This is a genomic window from Pseudomonas sp. AC252, from assembly GCF_979258105.1.
On sequence record NZ_OZ409837.1, the window covers coordinates 1,500,419 to 1,521,353 of the forward strand.

Below are 20,935 nucleotides of genomic sequence, written 5' to 3' on the forward strand. Positions count from 1 at the left end.
ACTGGGAATCAGTGACCCGATCCAAGTTACGCAGCAAGCCCTGGGCGCACAAGCCGGCGGATTCTGGCGCAGGCGTAGGCAGCGGCGCAAGGATTTGTAGGCTGGTGCGGCGTAACACTGGGTGTCTTTAAACACCTCAATCAATTGTTGTTTATTGGCTGATCTGGATTGGGGATCTACCCGTAGGAATTTGCTGCCGCGACTGGCGCTTTCGCGAGCAAGCCCGCTCCCACATGGGAGCTTCAGGGTACGCAGATTTTGTGTACGACATCGCTCCACTGTGGGAGCGGGCTTGCTCGCGAATACGCCCGCCAGGACACCACAAACGCAAATCAATAAACCAATCCCGCATCCACCAGTAACTTCTCCAGCCCCAACAAATCCGGCACCTTCGCCACCTGCTCGCCCACCTGCACCGCTGCCTGCTCCAGCGCGCACAACGGCACATCGACATAACTCAACTGACTGTCCAGCTTGTAGGAGCGAGGAATCCCCTGCACCAGCAGCGCGATGAATCTCAGCTCCGGCAAGCCGCCCAGCGCATTCAGGATGACGATCCGCGCCCGTTCGCCGATGACGATTTTCTGCCCGCAGGCCGATTCGAAACTGATCAGCGGAATCTGCCGCTCGCGCCAGGTCACCCGCCCCAGGTACCACGGCGGTGTGTCGAGGTCGAAGGCGCTGGCCTGGTAGTCGATCAGCTCGGCGATGGCGACATTGGGCAGGATCAGGTTGCGATCGGCCAGCGGCAGCAGCAGCCCGGTCAACTGGCCGGTGCGCGGGTTGTGCCGGTGTTCATGCATGTTTCTTGCTCCACTGGGCGATGCTCTCCAGCAACACCGATTCCTGATACGGCTTGCCGAGGTAGTCGTTGACGCCGATGGCCATGGCGCGGTCGCGGTGTTTCTGCCCGGTGCGCGAGGTGATCATGATGATCGGCAAGTGGCGCAGGCGTTCGTCGGCGCGCACCTGGGTGGCGACTTCGAAGCCGTCCATGCGCGGCATTTCGATGTCGAGCAGCATCAGGTCGGGCGTGTGTTCTTCAAGCAGCAGCATCGCATCGACACCGTCCTTGGCGGTCAGCACGTTCATGCCGTGACGCTCGAGCAAACGGCTGGTGACCTTGCGCACCGTCACCGAGTCATCGACGACCATGATCAGCAGCGGCTTGTGCGGTTCGCTGTCGATCTCCGTGAGTGACGGCTCCTGCGCCAGGCGCGCCTGCATCGCGCGGATCGGTGCGAGCAGATCCAGAATCAGCACCACCCGGCCATCGCCGAGAATCGTCGCCCCCGACACGCCCTGCACCGCCGCGAATTGTGCGCCGAGGCTTTTGACCACGATTTCACGGGTGCCGGCCATGGCGTCGACCAGCACGGCAATGTGGCGGTCGTTGTAATGCACCAACAGCACCGGCAACGGCAGGTTCTGCCCGAGCAGTTTTGGCCGTGGCGCAGTCTTCAACAGCTCGCCGAGGTAGCACAGCTCATAACGCTGGCCGGCGTATTGATAGCTCGGCGGATCCTGACGGAAGTGCCCTTCCAGATCATTCGGCAACACACGCACGATGCCTTCGATGGTATTCAGCGGGATCGCGTACTGATCCTCAGCGCACTGCACCATCAGCGCGCGGTTAACCGACACGGTGAACGGCAAGCGAATGCGGAAATGCACGCCCTGCCCCGGCACCGAATCGATGCTCATGCTGCCGCCGAGCTGGCGCACTTCTTCGTGGACCACGTCCATGCCGACGCCACGCCCGGAAATCTGAGTGATTTTCTCTGCCGTGGAGAAACCCGGCTGAAGGATGAACTGCAACACGTCGCGGTCGCTGATCTCGGCATCGGGCGCCAGCAGACCGCGCTTGATCGCTTTGCGCCGCACGGCTTCCAGCGGCACCCCGGCGCCGTCATCGCGGATGTCGAAAACCATGTCGCCGCCCTCGCGCGACAGATCAAGGGTGATCTGCCCTTGCGCCGGTTTGCCCGCCGCCAACCGCACCTCGGCGGATTCGAGGCCATGGTCGACGGCGTTGCGCAGCATGTGTTCCAGCGGCGCGGCCATGCGCTCCAGCACGTTGCGGTCCATCTCGCCATCGGCATTGCCGACGACGAAGGCGACATCCTTGCCCAGCTCCTCGGCGACCTGACGCACGATGCGTTTCAGACGCGGCACCATGCGTTCGAACGGCACCATGCGCGTGCGCATCAGGCCTTCCTGTAATTCGGTGTTGATCCGCCCCTGTTGCTGCAACAGGTTCTCCGCATCGTGGTTGCGGCGGTCGAGGGTTTCCTTGAGGTCGAGCAGGTCCGAGGCGGATTCGAACAGCGCCCGCGACAGTTGCTGAAGCTGCGAATGGCGGTCCATTTCCAGCGGATCGAAATCTTCATAACCGAGGCGCTCACCGTCGACTTGCTGACGGCTGAGGATGCGCCCCTGGGTTTCCGTGTCGAGCCGGCGCAACTGATCGCGCATGCGCTCGATGGTGGTTTCCATCTCGTTGAGAGCAACCTGCGCATCGTTGACTTGCTGCTCGATTCGCCCCCGAAAGATCGAGGTTTCCCCGGCCAGATTGACCAGTTCATCGAGCAGTTCGGAAGAAACCTTGACCATGTCCGCGCCAGCATCGGCCGCCGGTGGCGCTGCCTCAGGCTTGATCACCGGAGCTGGCGCCAGCGGCGCTTCAACCTGCGCCGGATGGCTGAAATTCTGGATCGCGCTGATCAGCCGATCGGCCGGCGGGCACGGCTGCCCGGCGCGCACGCCATCGAGCATTTGCGCCAGTCGGTCATGGCCGCGCTGCACCAGCGCGAACAGCTCGGCGGACGGTTGCAGCGCACCGCTAGAGAGGCTTTCGTAGAGAAATTCCAGCTCATGGGCGAGGTCGCCGATCGGGCCGATTTCGACCATCCGCGCGCCACCCTTGAGGGTGTGCAGATCGCGCAGCAGGGTTTCGACTTCCTGACGGTTGCCCGGCTCGGCCTGCCAACGCAACAGCGCGGCGCCGGAGCTTTCGATGATGTCGAAACCTTCTTCAAGGAAGATCTCCAGCAACTCCGGATCATGCCCGGCGTTGTCGTGTTCGACCGTTGCGGGGGCAGATTCGCTGGCGGCCTGGCTCTGACGCAACTGACGGATCGCGTCGATCAGATCCTGCGCCGGGGTCAGCGCTTGATGCGCTTGCAGTTGCTCGAGCATCAGTGCCAAACGCTCATGACTGTGCTGCAACAAACCTTCGAGCGCGGCGCTGTGGTTGTAGCGTCGATCAACCAGCCCTTCGTAGAGATTTCCCAGCTCCTGGGCGAGGTCGCCGACGGCCTCGACCTCGGCCATGCGCGCGCCGCCCTTCAGCGTGTGCAAGTCGCGCTGCAATGACGACAGTGGCGCAGCGTTGTCCGGGTCCTTGAGCCAGCGCTGCAAGGCTTGCCCGGCGCTGTCGAGAATGTCCACCGCCTCTTCGAGGAAGATTTCGACGATTTCATCGTCCGGCTCGAGGGCGGCAACCGATTGCTGCAATTGGGTGGTGGCGCTGCCCAGCTCGCGAATGTCCAGGGTGCGGCTGCCATCGCTGCGGATCAGGCCCATCGCCGCCGGGTCGAGGCCTTCGTCGAGCAGTTCCTGCAAGGCACGAATCCGCTCCGGCTGCGGGGTGATTTCCTGGCCGGCGGCGAGTTCGTCGAGCATGTTGATCAGCGCTTCGTGGGCCAGTTGCGCTTCGTGGAAAAACCGCTCGCTGACCGCCAGGCTGCTTTCTTCCACCGCGCCATACAAGTCGAGCAAGGCTTCGCAGAGGCCATCGACCGCCTGCAGATCGGCCAGATGCGCGCCTTCGCCGAGGGTGGTCAGTTCATCGAGCAAGGCGCTGAGTTCCTGGCGTTCGCCGGGGTGCTGCTGCCAGCGCTGCAAGAGGTTTTCCGCGTCGAGGAGGATGTCCATGCCCTGGGCGAGGAAGTTGTTGATCAGTTGCGGATCGCGCTTGAGGCGCAGGCCGCTGTCAGCGCCATCGGTGCTGCCTTGCAGGCGCTCGGCGAGCAGCGCCTCGGTGCGTTTGATCAGCGACTGCGCACCGACAATCGGCGCCAGCGGATCGTGTTTGAGCTGGCGCAGGCCGACGCGGAACAGGCCCTCGGCTTCGAGCAGCAATTCGACCTCGTCCAGATCCAGCGGCAACTGATGCGCCTTGAACTCGCGGGCCAGTTGATCCAGTGAAGCCGCCAGTTCGGCCATCGGCAATACGCCGGCCATCGAGGCACTGCCCTTGAGCGTGTGCAGCGCCCGTTGCAGTTCGTCGCTGGCCGGCAACGGCACCTGTTCGGCGGCCTGATCGAGGAAACGGTTGAGGCTGGCAAGGTGGGTTTCGGCTTCTTTGCGGAAGATTTCCAGCAGCAGCGGATCGAGGGCGGCGACGTCGTCGGTGTCTTCGGCAGCCAGCGGCTCATCGCCTTTGGCCAACGCGTGGGCGCGTGCGGCGAGTTGGTCGACATCGCTGCGCTGGCGTTGGCGCTGGGTGGCAAATTCGTTGATCAGCTCGGGCAGCAGCAACACCGTGTCGTCGAGCAATTGGCGCAGCACTGCGCCGGGCTCGACGCTTTGTTCGAGCACGCGATTGAGCAGGTTTTCCACCGCCCAGGCCAGCTCGCCGAGGACCAGCGCGCGGACCATGCGACCGCTGCCCTTCAAGGTATGGAAAGCCCGGCGCAGTTCGGTCAGCGCGGCGCGGTCCTGGGGATTGGCGGTCCAGCGCGGCAGGTATTCGTGGAGAACTGCGAGAACTTCGTCGGTTTCCTCCGGGAACACTTCGCGCAGTTCATCGTCGACCGGTTCTTCATCGGCCGGCGGCGGCATCAGGCTGTCGGGGCTGTTGCGCGCCGGCGGGTTGAGCGCCGACAACGGGCTGGCCAGCACCTCGGCCAGCGACTGCACGACGTCAGGGTCGTCGAGAGTTTGCAGATCCTGCATGACCTGGGCTTCGCTGGGGCTGAGTACCTCATCGAGCACCGGCACTTGCGCTTCGCCGGGCTGCTCGTTGGCGAAGAAGCCGAGGCTGGCGAGGCTGTTTTGCGCGACATCGAGCAGATGCTCGGCGGGCGCCTGCGGGTCGTCGCTCAGGCGTTCGAGGTAATACTCCAGGCTGCTGATCACATCGGCCAGATGGTCGAGTTGTTCCCAACCCGGTTCGTGGGCATCAAGCATCAAATGCTCGCGAATGAAGCCGTTGCAGGCCTCGACCAGACTCGCTGCGCGGGCCAGCGGAATCATCGCCAGCGCGCCGCGCACCTGCGTCAGCAGTTCGGGCAGCGATTGCAGATGCTGGCGGTCCCAATCGGCGTCGATGTAATCGACGATCATGTCCTTGGCCTGTTGCAGGCAGATGCGCGCTTCCTTGATCACAATCTGATGGATCTGTGTCAGGTCGGTGGTCGGCAGGCGCGTGTCGTCGGCGCTTTGCGTCTCCACCGTGCCGACCATGCCGGCCAGCGTTGCTTCGACGTAGAGCAAGGCCCCGGCGACGTCCATGAGGATTGCGTCGTTCGGTTCGCGCTGGCCCTGAGCGAGGCTGAGCACCACCGCCAATTGGTCGATGATGACCTTGCGCGGCTGGCCGAAACCCAGCACCGCGAGGGTGTCGGCGATCTGCCGCAGCGGCGCGAGCAGGCTGTCCAGATCCGAAGCGTGCTGGCGGTCGCTGCGCACGAACAGATCGAGGCGCTCCTTGACCCGCACCAGCTCTTCGCACAGCGCTGCCAGCACCGAGCGCATGGCATCGCGGTCGGGGCCGGCGAGGCGCGCGCGTTCTTCATCGACCATCGCGCTGTCGGGCAACGCGTCGTCCGGGGAGTAGCGATCTTTCATGGTCAGCATCTGCCCGGTGGGATGTTCGGCTTTGGCAATATAGAACAACAGGCTTTTCAGCAGCTCGGCCGGCGCCGGCTGATTGAGCCCGACGATGCCCTGTTCGAGCAGGCGCTTGAGCTCTTGGTCGGCGTCCTTGAACAGGCTGCGCAGCGCCGGACTGTTGGCGATGGCGCCCTCGCGCATGCCCTCGACCAACGCCGAGGCGACCTGCCACAACGGGCTCAACGGCGCGTCGCCGCAAAGCGCTTCGAGACGGCTGAAGACCTTGGCCAGATAGCCAAGGTGCGTCTGGTCGTCCTGTTCGCGCAGCAGACCGACCAATGCCATTTGCAGCATCTGCCGCAGTTTGCGCAGCACGTTCGGCAGATCGGGCGGTTCCAGTGTCGCGAGTGCCGCGTCGCTGATCGGCGCGAGCTCGGGCAGCGGCGGGCTGAACAGGCTGGTTTCCGCCAACAGGCTTTCACCACGAGCGCTGCGCAGATCGTTGATCAGCGGCAACACTACCAGCGGCAGGTCGCGGCGGGCGTTCTGCACGCGGTCAAGGTAAAGCGGCAATTGCCCCAGGGCTTGCAGCATCAGGTGCAAGGCTTCGTCGCGGTGTGGCACGCGTTGATGTTGCAGGGCTTCGACCAGATGCTCCATTTCTTCGGCGAGCAACGCTGCGCCGTAGAACTCGACCATTTGCAGGCTGCCGTGGACCTGATGAATGTACGCCAGACACTCGTCCAGCCCGGGGACGGCCTGCGGATCGTCGAGCACGGCCTCGATCGCCTGATGCGCCAGCTTCAGCGTTTCGGCAATTTCGCCCTTGACCCATTCCAGGGCCACGTAGTCGTGCCGATCACCCATAACCACTCCACTCACGCTTTATCTGTCGCCGCCGGCAAGGTGAAACCGGACACCGAACGGCGCAACTGACTGGCCATTTTCGCCAGGTTGCCGATGCTCTCGGCGGTGGCCGTGGACCCCGACGAAGTCTGCGAGGTGATCTGCTGGATCACGTTCATCGTCAGCGAGATCTGCCCGGCCGAAGAGGTCTGCTGCTGCGCCGCGTTGGAAATGCTCTGGATCAGCGCCGCGAGGGTCTTGGACACGCCTTCGATTTCTTCCAGGGCCACACCGGCATCCTGCGCCAGTCGCGCGCCGCGCACCACTTCGGTGGTGGTCTGTTCCATGGAAATCACCGCTTCGTTGGTGTCGGCCTGAATCGCTCGCACCAGGGTTTCGATCTGCCGGGTCGCGGCGGACGAACGTTCGGCCAGCCGCTGCACTTCGTCGGCAACCACGGCAAAACCGCGCCCGGCATCCCCGGCCATCGATGCCTGGATCGCCGCGTTGAGGGCGAGGATGTTGGTCTGGTCGGCGATGTCGTCGATCAGGCTGACGATGTCGCCGATTTCCTGGGACGATTCGCCGAGGCGCTTGATGCGCTTGGCGGTGTCCTGAATCTGTTCGCGAATGTTGTCCATGCCGTGGATGGTGTTGTGCACCACCTCGTTGCCCTTGTTGGCGATTTCCACCGAGCGCTCGGCCACCGCCGACGATTCGGCAGCGTTGGCCGAGACTTGATCGATGGACTCGGCCATGTCACTGATCGCTGTCGAGGCTTCGGAAATCTGCTGGGCCTGTTGCTCCGAGGCCTGGGCCAGGTGCATGGCGGTGGCCTGGGTTTCCTGCACGGCGGCGGCAACCTGGCCGGCGGTGAGGTTGATGGTCGCCACCAGATCGCGCAACTGGTCGACGGAATAGTTGATCGAGTCGGCGATGGTGCCGGTGAAGTCTTCGGTCACCGACGCGGTCACCGTGAGGTCGCCATCGGCAAGGTCTTCGATTTCGTCGAGCAGGCGCATGATTGCGTTCTGGTTGCGCTCGTTCTTTTCGGCCGTTTCGCGCAACTGGCGATTGGTTTCGCGGACCATGACCAGGCCGATGAGGATGATCGAGGCCAGCGCAAGCAAGCCCAGCACATAGCCGCCAATGGTGTCGGTGTTGCGCCCGCCGGCCAGGTGCTCGAAACCTGTAGCAAGGTGCGAAGCTTCGTCGAGCAGGGTTTGCGACAGGGTGAAGATGTTGCTGGCCGACTCGCGGACCTTGAACAGCTCAGGCGAGGTTTCGAGGATTTCATCCACGGAGCCGGAAACGAACTGGAACAGCTCGGAGATTTCGCTCAAACGCGCACGGGCGTCGCGGTCTTCGACCTGGCTGATTTTCAGCGCCGGGTTGCCTTGCAACATGCCGTTGAGCACCAGACCGAAACGCGCGGCATCGCGGCCAAAGGCGTCGGCGGCCTGCTGCGAGTTTTCGTCACCGGCGAGCACGGTGTTGACTGCGCCAAGAATGCGTTCAGCCAACAGCGATTGCCGTTGCGCCATCGCCACCTGCGCCGCCGGGGCGCCGCGCTGCAGGAGGATTTCCACGACTTTCTCGTATTCGATCTGCAATTGCGGCACGGTTTCTGCGAGTGTCGCGGCGACTTGATGCAGCGACAGCACGGTCTGTTCGCTGGTGAGGATCGCATCGGTGTTTTTCAGCAGGCGTTCCCAGTCCATCTGCACCGCACGCATTTCCGGGCGCACGGCGACGGGTGCCGGCGGCAGGCCGGTGTTCGGGTCACCCTTTTTCAGGTAACCCCAGCGCTGGGCGAAATCGTTGCGCGCATCGCTGAGCAGTTTGAACGCCGCCGCCTTGCCCGCCGCCGCTTCGGTGGCGTTCTTGGCGATGCGTTGCGAGAGCACGCGTAGCTCACCGGCGTGGCCGATGTACTGCTTGTCGTAGTTCGCCTGGGTGTTGAGGTAAGCGAAGTTGGCGAACAGCAGCATGATGAACACGATCAGTGCGATAAACAGCACGATGATCTGCGCACGGCTGCGCGATGCTTCTGCCGACTTGCCTGTTTTTGCTTTTGTCATCGGTCCTCGCCTTAACCCACACCTTTGAGGCCTGCTGCAATCCCTGTGGGAGGCAACCTCATGATGAAGAAATTTTGTGGCGAGGGGATTTATCCCCGATAGGTCGCGCAGCGGCCCCAAAAACCTGAGTCGTATCGGCTACATCTCAAATACAGGTCTTGGGTCGGCTTCGCCAACCATCGGGGATAAATCCCCTCGCCACAGGTCTGTCTGACCCACAATTTTCCTGATCACATGGCCCATTCCACCCAATGGGTTCTGTGTTGTTCGTGCTATAGAGCCACACCCATGAACACCGGGGATTTGGCCAACGCAAACAGGCTGAACACCCGCCAATTCTGTTCGCGGCGGAAATAGCCTTTGACGAATTCGGCCTTGGAGCCCTGGCGCTTGCTGATCGACAGTGGTTCGAAACTGCCCTGTTCGAAATGCTGCAATCCGATCACCTCGTCGACCATCACCCCGGCGAACACGTCTTCATGTTCCACCACCAATACCCGCCGCTGTTTACGCAGCGGCGACAGCTCATGGCCGAAGAACCCGCACAGGTCCATGATCGGCAGCAGCCGCCCGCGAAGGTTAGCCACCCCCTTGACCCACGGCTTGACCCCGGGCAACTGGGTGAAGCGCGGCTCATGCAAAACTTCGCTGACTTCGCCCATCGGCGCCACATACCAATGCTCGCCGAGGCGAAAGCCGATGCCGCTCCAGCGATCCGGGCGCGCCGCTTGCGACGGCAGGTCCGCCGCCAGCAAGCGGCAGCGCTGGTCGATCTGCCAGAGCAGTTCGAACGCAGTCAGCGATTCGCTCATGATCGCGCGATCAGCCTTTGAGGACGTTGTTCAGGGTCTTGATCAGGGTGTCTTCGTCGACCGGTTTGGTCAGGTAATCCTTGGCGCCCTGACGGGTGCCCCAGACCTTGTCGGTTTCCTGATCCTTGGTGGTGATGATGATCACCGGGATGTGCGCGGTGTCGGCATCCTTGGTCAACTGGCGGGTCGCCTGAAAACCATTGAGGCCGGGCATGACGATGTCCATCAGCACGGCGTCGGGTTTTTCCTGACGGGCCAGGGCCACGCCGTCGGCGCCGTTCTCGGCCTTGAGCACTTCATGGCCGTGCTTTTCGAGCATGCCGGTGAGTTTGTACATTTCAGTCGGCGAATCATCGACGATCAGGATACGTGCCATGGTCTTCCCCATTTTTCTGGTCGACTGCCGGCCCGCTGGCCGAGCGTCACTGTGCGTGTGTTACTGCGGCAAAACGGCGGCGAAGCCCGGAACATGGGCCTGGATCGCGTTGAGCAGTTCTTCTTTGCTGAACGGCTTGGTCAGAAATTGATCAGAGCCGACAATCCGCCCCTTGGCCTTGTCGAACAGCCCGTCACGCGATGACAGCATGATCACCGGCGTGGCCTTGAACGCACTGTTGTTCTTGATTAAAGCGCAGGTCTGATAACCATCCAGACGCGGCATCATGATGTCGACAAAGATGATCCCGGGATGGTGGTCGGCGATCTTCGCCAGCGCATCGAAACCGTCGATGGCAGTGATCACTTCGCAACCGACGTTCTTCAACAATGTTTCGGCGGTGCGGCGAATCGTTTTCGAGTCGTCGATCACCATGACCTTCAAGGCGCTGGACTGCTGTTCCATAAGAGGGTTCTACCGTCGCCTTTGCGAATCAAATTGTCCGTTTTGCTGTGAATAATGGCCTGAAACCCTTGATAGCCAAGGGTCGGCGCGATCTGCCAGCCTTTTTAGCACAGTCTCCAGATGCAATCTATCGACGGGTTTTTCCTTGACCGAAAACCCGCCCGGCGCCACTCTGGCGGCACTTTTTCAATACCGATCCGGTAGCCAAATTTCGAGGAAAACCCAATGAGCGTTCGCGTCGGGATTGTCATGGACCCTATCGCCAGCATCTCCTATAAAAAGGATAGCTCGCTGGCCATGCTGCTGGCCGCGCAAAAGCGTGGCTGGGAACTGTTCTACATGGAACAGAAAGACCTGTATCAGGCCGAGGGCCAGGCGCGGGCGCGGATGAGCCCGCTGAAAGTCTTCGCCAACCCGGACAAATGGTTCGAACTGGACGCCGAGCAGGACAAACTGCTGAGCGACCTGGACGTGGTCCTGATGCGCAAGGATCCGCCGTTCGACATGGAGTTCGTCTACTCCACTTACCTGCTGGAACAGGCCGAAGCCGCCGGCGTGCTGGTGGTGAACAAGCCGCAGAGCCTGCGCGACTGCAATGAAAAGCTGTTTGCCACGCTGTTTCCGCAGTGCACGCCGCCGACCATCGTCAGCCGCCGCCCGGACGTATTGCGTCAGTTCGCCGACCATCACGGTGACGTGATCCTCAAGCCGCTGGACGGCATGGGCGGTTCGTCGATCTTCCGCCACACCGCCGGCCACCCGAACCTCTCGGTGATCCTCGAAACCCTGACCCTGCACGGCAAGCAGCAGATCATGATTCAGGGTTACCTGCCGGCGATCGTCGATGGCGACAAGCGCATCCTGATGATCGATGGCGAGCCGGTGGATTATTGCCTGGCGCGGATCCCGGCCATGGGCGAAACCCGTGGCAACCTCGCCGCCGGTGGCCGTGGCGAAGCGCGTCCGCTGACCGATAAGGATCGCTGGATCGCCGCCCAGGTCGGACCCACCCTGCGCGAGAAAGGCCTGCTGTTCGTCGGCCTCGACGTGATCGGCGAGCACCTGACCGAAATCAACGTCACCAGCCCGACCTGCATCCGTGAAATCGACAATGCGTTCGGCACCGATATCGGCGGCATGCTCATGAATGCTATCGAAAGCAAGCTGCAAGCTTCGAGCCGCAAGCCACAAGCTTAAAGCCAGGCGGCAAGCTCTTAACTTGCAGCTTGCAGCTCGAAACTTGCAGCTGCCCCTATGCAGCTTGTCGCTTGAAGCTCGTCGCTTGCAGCTAAAAACCAACATTGCGTTATCATGCCGAGCCCAAAAAACGCGATGTTGGTTTTTCTACGATGACTCTGCCGTCCGATCTGCCTGCTGAACTCGCCCATCGTGGCGTGCGCCCGGCCGATCGCCTCGGTTTTACCCTGTTTCTCGCGGCGCTGATTCACCTGGCGCTGCTGCTCGGCGTCGGCTTTACCATGGTCGAGCCGCAGCAGATCAGCAAAACCCTGGAAATCACCCTGGCCACCTTCAAGGCCGAGAAGAAACCGGAAAAGGCAGATTTTCTCGCTCAGGAAAACCAGGAAGGCAGCGGCACGCTGGACAAGAAAGCCCTGCCCAAGACCACCGAAGTCGCGCCGTTCCAGGACAATCAGGTGAAAAAGGTCACCCCGCCGCCCGCGGCCAAGCCAGAGGTGCAGGAAGCCGCACCGAAAGCAGCGGTGACCACCGTCGCGCCGAAACCAAAGAAAGCGCCGACCAAGAAAGAAGAAAGCAAAACCGAAGTCAAACCGACCGTCGACGCGCCGGCGTTCGACAGCTCGCAGTTGTCCAGCGACATCGCCAGCCTTGAGGCGGAGCTGGCCAAGGAACAACAGCTTTACGCCAAACGCCCACGCATCCACCGCTTGAGCGCGGCCTCGACCATGCGCGACAAAGGCGCCTGGTACAAGGACGACTGGCGCAAGAAGGTCGAGCGCATCGGCAACCTCAACTATCCCGAAGAAGCGCGACGCAAGCAGATCTACGGTAATTTGCGCCTGATGGTCTCGATCAACCGCGACGGTTCGCTGTATGAAGTGCTGGTGCTGGAATCCTCCGGCCAGCCGCTGCTTGATCAGGCGGCGCAGCGCATCGTCCGCCTGGCCGCACCGTTTGCACCGTTTACCGGCGATCTGTCGGACATCGACCGCCTGGAAATCATCCGCACCTGGAAATTTGCCCGGGGCGACAAGCTCTCCAGCAATTAAAGACCCTGCAAAACCCTGTGGGAGCGAGCCTGCTCGCGAATGCGGTGTGTCATTCAATATTAATGTGACTGATCCACCGCATTCGCGAGCAGGCTCGCTCCCACATCGGAATTGTGTTGTCAGCATCTCCAGCTTGTCAGTTCGCCCCTCGAACGCCACACTAGCGCTCATGAAAAACGTCAGCCCCAGCTACCTCAAGCATCACTTCCTGATCGCCATGCCACACATGGCCGACCCGAACTTTGCCCACACCTTGACCTACATCGTCGAGCACACGGCCAATGGCGCGATGGGGCTGGTGGTCAACGAGGCCGCAAGACTTGAACCTGGCCGACATCCTCGAACAGTTGCGCCCGGACATCGAGCCGCCCGCGCGCTGCCAGGATGTGCCGATCTTCATCGGCGGGCCGGTGCAGACCGATCGCGGTTTCGTCCTGCACCCGGCGGGCCAGACTTTCCAGGCCACCGCGCAGCTGGACGGCGACCTGGCCCTGTCGACGTCGCAGGACGTGCTGTTCGCCATCGCCGACGGCGTCGGCCCCGCGCAGAGCCTGATCACCCTCGGTTACGCCGGCTGGGAGGCCGGGCAGCTGGAGGCTGAACTGGCCGACAACGCCTGGCTGACCTGCCCGTTCAACGCCGACATTCTGTTCAATACCCGCAGCGAATTGCGCCTGGAAGCGGCGGCGCGGCACTTGGGCATCGATCTCAATCTGCTCACCAGCCAGGCAGGTCACGCCTGATGGCCCTGCGCCTGATTCTCGGCTTCGACTACGGCACCAAACAGATCGGCGTCGCGGTCGGCCAGGTGATTACCGGCCAGGCCCGCGAACTGTGCACGCTCAAGGCACAAAACGGCGTGCCGAACTGGGATCAGGTCGAAGCGCTGATCAAGGAATGGAAACCCGACGCCGTGGTGGTCGGCCTGCCGTTGAACATGGACGGCACGCCCAGCGAGATGTGCGTACGCGCGAAGAAATTCGCCCGCCGCCTCAACGGCCGCTACAACCTGCCCTTCTATACCCACGACGAACGCCTGACCACTTTCGAAGCCAAGGGCGAGCGACTGGTGCGTGGCGGGCAGAAAGGCAGTTACCGCGACAACCCGGTGGACGCCATCGCCGCTGCCCTGCTGCTGCAGGGCTGGCTCGATGAAAACACTGCATTGTTTGAATCCTGACAAGCGCTTCGGCGCTTTTCTTTTGGTTATAAACCGAGCTTCGTCCGGCAGGACGCAGCGCGGAATCACGAAGGAGCAACCATGAGCCTGCCCAATCCCGCCGATCTGATCAGCCAGATGGCGACCCGCCTCAAGGCGCACCTTGCCCAGCGTGACATCAGCGAACCGCGTTACATCGGCATCCGCACCGGCGGCATCTGGGTCGCGCAGGCGCTGCTCAAGGAACTGGCCAGCGATGCGCCACTGGGTACGCTGGATGTGTCCTTCTATCGCGATGACTTCAGCCAGAACGGCCTGCACCCGCAAGTGCGCCCGTCCGCCCTGCCCTTCGAGATCGAAGGCCAGCATCTGGTGCTGATCGACGACGTGCTGATGAGCGGTCGGACCATCCGCGCCGCCATGAATGAACTGTTCGATTACGGCCGCCCGGCCAGCGTGACGCTGGTCTGCCTGCTGGACCTGGACGCCGGCGAGTTGCCAATCCGCCCGAACGTGGTCGGCGCCACCTTGACCCTGGCCGGCAACCAGCGGGTCAAGTTGTCCGGCCCCGAGCCGCTGACGCTCGAACTGCAAGACGTCACCCTTTAATCCGCCCTATTGAGAGTCCCCCTCGCGATGACGCCTCTAGATACCAAGCGCCCGCTGCAGCTCAATGATCAGGGCCAGCTGCGCCACTTCCTCTCGCTCGACGGTTTGCGCCGCGAGTTGCTGACGGAAATCCTCGACACTGCCGACTCGTTCCTTGAAGTCGGCGCCCGGGCGGTGAAGAAAGTCCCGTTGCTGCGCGGCAAGACCGTGTGCAACGTGTTCTTCGAGAACTCCACGCGCACCCGCACCACGTTTGAACTGGCGGCCCAACGGTTGTCGGCAGACGTGATCACCCTGAACGTGTCGACATCGTCGGCGAGCAAGGGCGAAACGTTGCTCGATACCCTGCGCAACCTTGAGGCGATGGCCGCCGACATGTTCGTCGTGCGCCACGGCGACTCGGGCGCGGCGCACTTCATCGCCGAGCATGTCTGCCCGCAAGTGGCGATCATCAACGGTGGTGACGGCCGGCATGCGCACCCGACCCGGGGCATGCTCGACATGCTCACCATCCGTCGGCACAAGGGCGGTTTCGAAAACCTCTCGGTGGCGATCGTCGGCGACATCCTCCATTCGCGGGTGGCGCGCTCGAACATGCTCGCGCTGAAAACCCTCGGCTGCCCGGACATCCGCGTGATCGCGCCGAAAACCCTGCTGCCGATCGGCATCGAGCAATACGGCGTCAAGGTCTACACCGACATGGCCGAAGGCCTGAAAGACGTCGACGTGGTGATCATGCTGCGCCTGCAGCGCGAGCGCATGACCGGCGGCCTGCTGCCCAGCGAAGGCGAGTTCTATCGCCTGTTCGGCCTGACCACCGCGCGTCTGGCCGGGGCCAAACCCGATTGCATCGTGATGCACCCGGGGCCGATCAACCGTGGCGTGGAGATCGAGTCGGCGGTGGCCGACGGCCCGCACTCGGTGATCCTCAATCAAGTGACCTACGGCATCGCGATTCGTATGGCCGTGCTGTCCATGGCCATGAGCGGGCAGACTGCGCAACGTCAATTCGAGCAGGAGAACGCCCAGTGAAGCTCAGCATTCTCAGCGCACGCGTCATCGATCCCAGCAGCGGCCTGGATCAAATCACCGACATCCACGTTGAAGCCTGCAAGATCGTCGCCCTCGGCGCCGCGCCGGCCGGTTTCAGCGCAATAGAAACCATCGACGCGCATGGCCTGGTGGCCGCGCCTGGCCTGGTAGACCTCAACGTTGCCCTCCGCGAGCCGGGCTACAGCCGCAAAGGCTCGATCGTCAGCGAAACCCGCGCCGCCGCTGCCGGTGGCGTGACCAGCCTGTGCTGCCCGCCGAAGACCAGACCGGTGCTCGACACCTCGGCCGTGGCCGAACTGATCCTCGACCGCGCCCGCGAAGCCGGCAACACCAAGGTGTTCCCGATCGGCGCACTGAGCAAAGGTCTCGATGGTGAGCAACTGGCCGAACTGGTGGCCCTGCGCGACGCTGGTTGCGTGGCGTTCGGCAACGGCCTGGAAAGCTTCCGCAACAGCCGCACCCTGTGCCGGGCGCTGGAATACGCGGCGACTTTCGACCTGACGGTGATCTTCAACTCGCAGGATCACGATCTGGCCGAGGGCGGTCTCGCCCACGAAGGCGCGGTCGCCAGTTTCCTGGGTCTGCCGGGTATCCCGGAAACCGCCGAAACCGTGGCGCTCGCCCGCGATCTGCTGCTGGTCGAGCAGACCGGCGTGCGTGCGCATTTCAGCCAGTTGACCAGTGCGCGCGGTGTTGCCCTGATTGCTCAGGCGCAGGCCCGTGGTCTGAAAGTCACTGCCGATGTGGCGCTGTACCAGTTGATTCTGACTGATGAAGCGCTGATCGACTTCAACAGCCTCTATCACGTGCAACCGCCGCTGCGCACCCGCGCCGACCGCGATGGCCTGCGTGAGGCGGTGAAGTCCGGGGTGGTCTCGGCCATCTCCAGCCATCACCAGCCCCACGAGCGCGACGCCAAACTGGCCCCGTTCGGCGCCACCGAGCCGGGCATCAGCAGTGTTGAACTGCTGCTGCCACTGGCGATGACGCTGGTCGAGGATGGTTTGCTCGACTTGCCGACGCTGCTGGCACGTCTCAGCGCAGGCCCGGCCGAAGCGCTGCGTCTGCCGGCGGGCAAACTGGCGGTGGGTGGTGCGGCGGATATCGTGCTGTTCGATCCGAAGTCTTCGACGGTAGCCGGCGAGCAATGGCTGTCGAAGGGCGAGAACTGCCCGTTCATCGGGCACAGCCTGCCGGGTGTGGTGCGCTATACGCTGGTGGATGGGCGGATTACGCACCAGGCTTGACTTGAGGGAGATTGTGGCGAGGGGATTTATCCCCGCTCGGCTGCGTAGCAGTCGCGAAGCCATTGCACGCGGTGGAACAAATCCACCGCGTTCTCGGATTCAGGACCGCTTCGCGGCCCAACGGGGATAAATCCCCTCGCCACAACTTACTGGAAGGCGCCGCGATTTTTCGCGTTGCGCACCGACACCTGGTCGTTCAGGGTCCAGAAGTCATACAGCACGCCAATAAAGAACAACCCACCCGTCAGCAGATACAGCAAACCGCTGATCCACTTGCCCTGATACATGCGGTGCACACCGAACACTCCGAGGAAAGTCAGCAGGATCCACGCGACGTTGTACTCGATCGGCCCGGCGGCAAAGCGCAGGTCGGCTTCGCGATCCATCGCCGGGATCAGAAACACGTCGATCAGCCAGCCAATCCCCAGCAAACCGAAAGTGAAAAACCAGATCGTCCCGGTCACCGGCTTGCCGTAATAAAAGCGGTGCGCTCCCGTGAATCCGAAAATCCACAGCAGGTAGCCGATAACTTTGCTGTGAGTGTCTTTTTCCTTCACGGGGGGTAGCTGATAGCTGTTCATTAAGACCTCATTGAACTCGATAGATAAATATTCTTCATTTCTTTGTGACTTTTTTACAGGTGGCCGACGTATGGCAAATGTTACCGTTGCTAGCGCGAAACCCTTGTAGAACCTGACTTCTGTCGGACAATTGCGTACTTTTTGAGCGTTTTTGGTTCCGTAGCCGGCGGCATGAATCGATGAACGGCCTCGGAACGGCAAAAAAAGCTGTTATAAAGTTGCGCGCTATCACTTACGAGCCACGCCTAATGCGACCATTTTTCAAGACATGGCTGACTATTTGCCTATTAATGCCACTGGCCGCCCACGCCACCAATCGTGAGCAACGTCTTCCTAACGTCAACGGCTTCACCCCTAAATCCCATGCTTCGGCTCCATCGAGCAAAAGCAGCAAGTCCAAGACCACCACGCTGAGCAGCAAGAGCCGCAGCAAGCTGGTGCCACCGATGGCGAGCAAGGAAAGCAGCAATGTGCTGAGCCGTGCGGTAAACGTCCTCGGTACACCTTATCGTTGGGGCGGCAGCAGCCCAAGTAAAGGCTTCGATTGCAGCGGTCTGGTGAAATATGCGTTCAACGACGCTACGTTCGACCTGCCACGCACCTCCAACGCCATGGCCAGCGGTCACGGCGAGAAGGTCGAACGCAAGGATCTGAAGCCGGGCGACCTGATTTTCTTCAACATCAAGAGCCGCCGGGTCAACCACGTTGCCATCTACCTGGGCAACGACCGCTTCATCCACGCCCCACGCCGAGGCAAAGCGGTGAGCATCGACACGCTGAACAAGCCGTACTGGGAAAAGCACTACGTCGTGGCCAAGCGCGTATTGCCGAAAGAGCAACAGCAGATGCGCGTAGTCCAGCGCTAACACCATATCGATCGTTCCCACGCTCCGCGTGGGAATGACTCAATGGACGCTCCGCGTCCGCTTCGGCAGGGACGCAGAGCGTCCCGGGCTGCATTACCACGCAGAGCGTGGGAACGATCACTCCCTCAAAAATTATCCGGGGTGCGCGCCTTCTCTCGCGCATGCTCGCGGCTGATCAAGCCCTTGGTCACCAGATCCTTCAGGCACATATCGAGTGTCTGCATGCCCAACGACCCACCGGTCTGAATCGCCGAATACATCTGCGCCACCTTGTCCTCGCGAATGAGGTTACGGATCGCCGACGTCCCGAGCATGATTTCATGCGCCGCCACCCGCCCGCCGCCGATCTTCTTGATCAACGTCTGCGACACCACCGCCAGCAACGACTCCGACAGCATCGAACGGACCATCGACTTCTCGTCGCCGGGAAACACGTCGACCACACGGTCGATGGTCTTCGCCGCCGAGGTCGTGTGCAGCGTGCCGAACACCAGATGCCCGGTCTCGGCGGCGGTCAGCGCCAGGCGGATGGTTTCCAGATCACGCATCTCGCCAACCAGAATCACGTCCGGATCTTCACGCAGCGCCGAACGCAGTGCGGTGGCGAAGCTGCGGGTATCACGATGGACTTCGCGCTGATTGATCAGGCATTTGCGCGATTCGTGAACGAACTCGATGGGATCTTCGATGGTGAGAATGTGGTGATGGCGATGGGTGTTGAGGTAATCGATCATTGCCGCCAGCGTGGTCGATTTGCCGGAGCCGGTCGGCCCGGTGACCAGCACCAGCCCGCGCGGCGCATCGGTGATCTTGCGGAAAACATCGCCCATGGCGAGGTCTTCCATGCTCAGCACTTTCGACGGAATGGTACGGAACACAGCGCCGGCACCACGGTTCTGGTTAAAGGCGTTGACGCGAAAGCGCGCCACGCCGGGTACATCGAAGGAAAAATCCGTTTCCAGATTTTTCTCGAATTCGATGCGCTGAGTGTCGTTCATGATGTCGTAGATCAGATCGTGCACTTGCTTGTGGTCCAGCGCCGGCAGATTGATCCGTCGCACGTCGCCATCGACGCGGATCATCGGCGGCAGGCCGGCCGACAGGTGCAGGTCGGAAGCGCCCTGTTTGGCGCTGAAGGCCAGCAATTCAGTGATATCCATAGCGTCCCTCAATTCCAGTAGAATGCCGCGAACCTACAGACCGCCGGCGCCTCTTGATGTCCACGATAGCAGACAACATCCTTCAGGTTAGTTCGCGCATCCAGGCAGCGGCCAAAGCCGCGCACCGCGACGAAAACAGCATCCATTTGCTCGCCGTGAGCAAGACCAAACCCGCCCAGGCCCTGCGCGAAGCCTACGCCGCCGGCCTGCGCGACTTCGGCGAGAACTACTTGCAGGAAGCCTTGGGCAAACAGCTGGAGCTGGCCGACCTGCCCTTGATCTGGCACTTCATCGGCCCCATTCAATCGAACAAGACTCGCGCGATTGCCGAGCATTTCGACTGGGTGCACTCCGTGGATCGTCTGAAAATTGCCCAACGCCTGTCCGAACAACGTCCGCCCGAACTGCCGCCACTGAACATCTGCATTCAGGTCAATGTCAGCGGCGAGGCGAGCAAATCCGGTTGCACCCCGGCCGATCTGCCAGCGCTGGCCGAGGCCATCAGCGCGTTGCCACGCTTGAAGCTGCGCGGACTGATGGCGATTCCCGAGCCGACCGAGGAGCGCGCCGAACAGGACGCTGCCTTCGCCGCCGTGCAGGCATTGCAGGCGAGCCTCGATCTGCCGCTCGACACACTGTCGATGGGCATGAGCCACGACCTCGAGTCGGCCATCGCCCAAGGAGCCACCTGGGTGCGGATCGGTACCGCGCTGTTTGGCGCCAGAGATTATTCCCAGTCTTGAACGTTTCCAGATAAGGACCACACATGAGCAACACACGTATTGCGTTTATCGGTGCGGGCAACATGGCGGCCAGTCTGATTGGCGGCTTGCGCGCCAAGGGTCTGGAAGCGGCGCAGATCCGCGCCAGCGATCCGGGCGAAGAAACCCGTGCCAAGGTCAGCGCCGAACATGGCATCGAAACCTTCGCTGACAACGCCCAGGCCATCGACGGAGTCGATGTTGTCGTGCTGGCGGTCAAGCCACAGGCGATGAAAGCCGTGTGCGAGGCGATTCGCCCAAGCCTGCAGCCCAATCAACTGGTAGTGTCGATTGCCGCTGGCATCACCTGCGCGAGCATGACCGCATGGCTCGGCGAGCAGCCGATCGTGCGCTGTATGCCCAATACTCCGGCGCTGCTGCGTCAGGGTGTCAGCGGTCTGTACGCGACCAGTGAAGTCACCGCCCAGCAGCGTCAGCAAGCCGAAGAGCTGCTGTCCGCCGTCGGCATCGCCCTGTGGCTGGACGAAGAACAGCAACTGGACGCAGTCACCGCAGTGTCCGGCTCCGGCCCGGCGTACTTCTTCCTGCTGATCGAAGCCATGACCGCCGCTGGCGTCAAACTGGGCCTGCCGAAAGCAATCGCTGAGCAACTGACCGTGCAGACTGCCTTGGGCGCCGCGCACATGGCGGTGTCCAGCGATGTCGACGCGGCCGAACTGCGCCGCCGCGTGACCTCGCCGAATGGCACCACGGAAGCTGCGATCAAATCATTCCAGGCTGGCGGCTTCCAAGCGCTGGTTGAAACCGCACTCGGCGCCGCCGCGCACCGCTCGGCCGAAATGGCCGAACAACTGGGCAAATAAGGAGCCTT

Annotated in this window: 17 protein-coding genes and 1 pseudogene; 10 read left to right on the forward strand and 8 right to left on the reverse strand. The window is 62.1% G+C overall.

Annotated elements, in window-relative coordinates:
* Positions 1-332: 332 nt before the first annotated feature.
* From ACZZZ4_RS07000 to pilG, 6 genes are all read right to left on the reverse strand, one after another.
* On the reverse strand, positions 333-803 hold the full coding sequence (locus ACZZZ4_RS07000; RefSeq protein WP_463547501.1) for a chemotaxis protein CheW: 471 nt from the start codon (positions 801-803) through the stop codon (positions 333-335).
* On the reverse strand, positions 796-6,705 hold the full coding sequence (locus ACZZZ4_RS07005; protein ID WP_463547502.1) for a hybrid sensor histidine kinase/response regulator: 5,910 nt from the start codon (positions 6,703-6,705) through the stop codon (positions 796-798). The genes ACZZZ4_RS07000 and ACZZZ4_RS07005 overlap by 8 nt, the downstream gene beginning before the upstream one ends.
* Positions 6,706-6,716: 11 nt before the next feature.
* Positions 6,717-8,765 carry a methyl-accepting chemotaxis protein gene (locus tag ACZZZ4_RS07010; RefSeq protein WP_016772746.1) on the reverse strand — a complete coding sequence of 683 codons (2,049 nt, stop codon included), beginning with the start codon at positions 8,763-8,765 and terminating at the stop codon, positions 6,717-6,719.
* Positions 8,766-9,037: 272 nt separating this feature from the next.
* Entirely contained in the window at positions 9,038-9,577 is a 540-nt protein-coding gene (locus ACZZZ4_RS07015) for a chemotaxis protein CheW (RefSeq protein ID WP_039757554.1), read from the reverse strand.
* Between the two features lie 10 nt (positions 9,578-9,587).
* The gene (gene pilH / locus ACZZZ4_RS07020; RefSeq protein ID WP_039757553.1) at positions 9,588-9,953 is read right to left on the reverse strand and encodes a twitching motility response regulator PilH; all 366 of its coding nucleotides are present in this window, start codon (positions 9,951-9,953) and stop codon (positions 9,588-9,590) included.
* Between the two features lie 60 nt (positions 9,954-10,013).
* Entirely contained in the window at positions 10,014-10,418 is a 405-nt protein-coding gene (gene pilG, locus ACZZZ4_RS07025; RefSeq protein ID WP_016772743.1) for a twitching motility response regulator PilG, read from the reverse strand.
* Positions 10,419-10,643: 225 nt separating this feature from the next.
* On the opposite strand from pilG, the gene gshB reads away from it, so the two are divergent.
* The 7 genes and pseudogenes from gshB (at position 10,644) to ACZZZ4_RS07060 (ending at position 16,735) form a co-directional block, all read left to right on the forward strand.
* Complete coding sequence (gene gshB, locus ACZZZ4_RS07030) at positions 10,644-11,615, forward strand: glutathione synthase (protein WP_463547503.1); 972 nt, start codon at positions 10,644-10,646, stop codon at positions 11,613-11,615.
* A gap of 152 nt (positions 11,616-11,767) precedes the next feature.
* Positions 11,768-12,667, forward strand: coding sequence for an energy transducer TonB (locus ACZZZ4_RS07035; protein WP_329515635.1), 900 nt, complete (start codon positions 11,768-11,770; stop codon positions 12,665-12,667).
* 169 nt (positions 12,668-12,836) lie between these two features.
* Positions 12,837-13,410, forward strand: a pseudogene (locus tag ACZZZ4_RS07040) (YqgE/AlgH family protein).
* Positions 13,410-13,847 (forward strand): Holliday junction resolvase RuvX, encoded by a 438-nt coding sequence (gene ruvX, locus ACZZZ4_RS07045; RefSeq protein ID WP_463547504.1) that lies wholly within the window; start codon positions 13,410-13,412, stop codon positions 13,845-13,847. Before ACZZZ4_RS07040 ends, ruvX begins: the two are co-directional and overlap by 1 nt.
* 81 nt (positions 13,848-13,928) lie before the next feature.
* Positions 13,929-14,435, forward strand: a complete 507-nt coding sequence (pyrR, locus tag ACZZZ4_RS07050) for a bifunctional pyr operon transcriptional regulator/uracil phosphoribosyltransferase PyrR (RefSeq protein WP_024014655.1) — start codon at positions 13,929-13,931, stop codon at positions 14,433-14,435.
* A gap of 27 nt (positions 14,436-14,462) precedes the next feature.
* Entirely contained in the window at positions 14,463-15,467 is a 1,005-nt protein-coding gene (locus tag ACZZZ4_RS07055) for an aspartate carbamoyltransferase catalytic subunit (protein ID WP_463547505.1), read from the forward strand.
* Positions 15,464-16,735, forward strand: a complete 1,272-nt coding sequence (locus ACZZZ4_RS07060; RefSeq protein ID WP_463547506.1) for a dihydroorotase — start codon at positions 15,464-15,466, stop codon at positions 16,733-16,735. Before ACZZZ4_RS07055 ends, ACZZZ4_RS07060 begins: the two co-directional genes overlap by 4 nt.
* A gap of 146 nt (positions 16,736-16,881) precedes the next feature.
* On the opposite strand, the gene ACZZZ4_RS07065 is transcribed toward ACZZZ4_RS07060, so the two are convergent.
* On the reverse strand, positions 16,882-17,316 hold the full coding sequence (locus ACZZZ4_RS07065) for an NINE protein (protein ID WP_463547507.1): 435 nt from the start codon (positions 17,314-17,316) through the stop codon (positions 16,882-16,884).
* Positions 17,317-17,564: 248 nt separating this feature from the next.
* Between ACZZZ4_RS07065 and ACZZZ4_RS07070 the strand changes: the two genes are divergently transcribed.
* On the forward strand, positions 17,565-18,182 hold the full coding sequence (locus ACZZZ4_RS07070; RefSeq protein ID WP_016772733.1) for a C40 family peptidase: 618 nt from the start codon (positions 17,565-17,567) through the stop codon (positions 18,180-18,182).
* A gap of 125 nt (positions 18,183-18,307) precedes the next feature.
* Here the strand turns inward: ACZZZ4_RS07070 and ACZZZ4_RS07075 are convergent, their stop codons facing one another.
* Entirely contained in the window at positions 18,308-19,342 is a 1,035-nt protein-coding gene (locus tag ACZZZ4_RS07075; RefSeq protein WP_016772732.1) for a type IV pilus twitching motility protein PilT, read from the reverse strand.
* A 56-nt stretch (positions 19,343-19,398) separates the two neighbouring features.
* On the opposite strand from ACZZZ4_RS07075, the gene ACZZZ4_RS07080 reads away from it, so the two are divergent.
* Both ACZZZ4_RS07080 and proC read left to right on the forward strand, forming a co-directional pair.
* A complete protein-coding gene (locus ACZZZ4_RS07080) occupies positions 19,399-20,085 on the forward strand; it encodes a YggS family pyridoxal phosphate-dependent enzyme (RefSeq protein ID WP_129997824.1) in 687 nt (228 codons plus the stop codon).
* A gap of 23 nt (positions 20,086-20,108) precedes the next feature.
* Positions 20,109-20,927 carry a pyrroline-5-carboxylate reductase gene (gene proC, locus ACZZZ4_RS07085; RefSeq protein WP_463547508.1) on the forward strand — a complete coding sequence of 273 codons (819 nt, stop codon included), beginning with the start codon at positions 20,109-20,111 and terminating at the stop codon, positions 20,925-20,927.
* Positions 20,928-20,935: the final 8 nt, after the last annotated feature.

What these genes read in the sequence shown, in the direction of transcription:
- ACZZZ4_RS07080 (WP_129997824.1), top strand. Translation starts at nt 19,399, where the DNA reads ATGTCCACGATAGCAGACAACATCCTTCAGGTTAGTTCGCGCATCCAG.
- ACZZZ4_RS07075 (WP_016772732.1), bottom strand. Translation starts at nt 19,342, where the DNA reads ATGGATATCACTGAATTGCTGGCCTTCAGCGCCAAACAGGGCGCTTCC.
- proC (WP_463547508.1), top strand. Translation starts at nt 20,109, where the DNA reads ATGAGCAACACACGTATTGCGTTTATCGGTGCGGGCAACATGGCGGCC.
- gshB (WP_463547503.1), top strand. Translation starts at nt 10,644, where the DNA reads ATGAGCGTTCGCGTCGGGATTGTCATGGACCCTATCGCCAGCATCTCC.
- pyrR (WP_024014655.1), top strand. Translation starts at nt 13,929, where the DNA reads ATGAGCCTGCCCAATCCCGCCGATCTGATCAGCCAGATGGCGACCCGC.
- ACZZZ4_RS07005 (WP_463547502.1), bottom strand. Translation starts at nt 6,705, where the DNA reads ATGGGTGATCGGCACGACTACGTGGCCCTGGAATGGGTCAAGGGCGAA.
- pilG (WP_016772743.1), bottom strand. Translation starts at nt 10,418, where the DNA reads ATGGAACAGCAGTCCAGCGCCTTGAAGGTCATGGTGATCGACGACTCG.
- ACZZZ4_RS07000 (WP_463547501.1), bottom strand. Translation starts at nt 803, where the DNA reads ATGCATGAACACCGGCACAACCCGCGCACCGGCCAGTTGACCGGGCTG.
- ruvX (WP_463547504.1), top strand. Translation starts at nt 13,410, where the DNA reads ATGGCCCTGCGCCTGATTCTCGGCTTCGACTACGGCACCAAACAGATC.
- ACZZZ4_RS07015 (WP_039757554.1), bottom strand. Translation starts at nt 9,577, where the DNA reads ATGAGCGAATCGCTGACTGCGTTCGAACTGCTCTGGCAGATCGACCAG.
- ACZZZ4_RS07070 (WP_016772733.1), top strand. Translation starts at nt 17,565, where the DNA reads ATGCGACCATTTTTCAAGACATGGCTGACTATTTGCCTATTAATGCCA.
- ACZZZ4_RS07035 (WP_329515635.1), top strand. Translation starts at nt 11,768, where the DNA reads ATGACTCTGCCGTCCGATCTGCCTGCTGAACTCGCCCATCGTGGCGTG.
- ACZZZ4_RS07055 (WP_463547505.1), top strand. Translation starts at nt 14,463, where the DNA reads ATGACGCCTCTAGATACCAAGCGCCCGCTGCAGCTCAATGATCAGGGC.
- ACZZZ4_RS07010 (WP_016772746.1), bottom strand. Translation starts at nt 8,765, where the DNA reads ATGACAAAAGCAAAAACAGGCAAGTCGGCAGAAGCATCGCGCAGCCGT.
- pilH (WP_039757553.1), bottom strand. Translation starts at nt 9,953, where the DNA reads ATGGCACGTATCCTGATCGTCGATGATTCGCCGACTGAAATGTACAAA.
- ACZZZ4_RS07065 (WP_463547507.1), bottom strand. Translation starts at nt 17,316, where the DNA reads ATGAACAGCTATCAGCTACCCCCCGTGAAGGAAAAAGACACTCACAGC.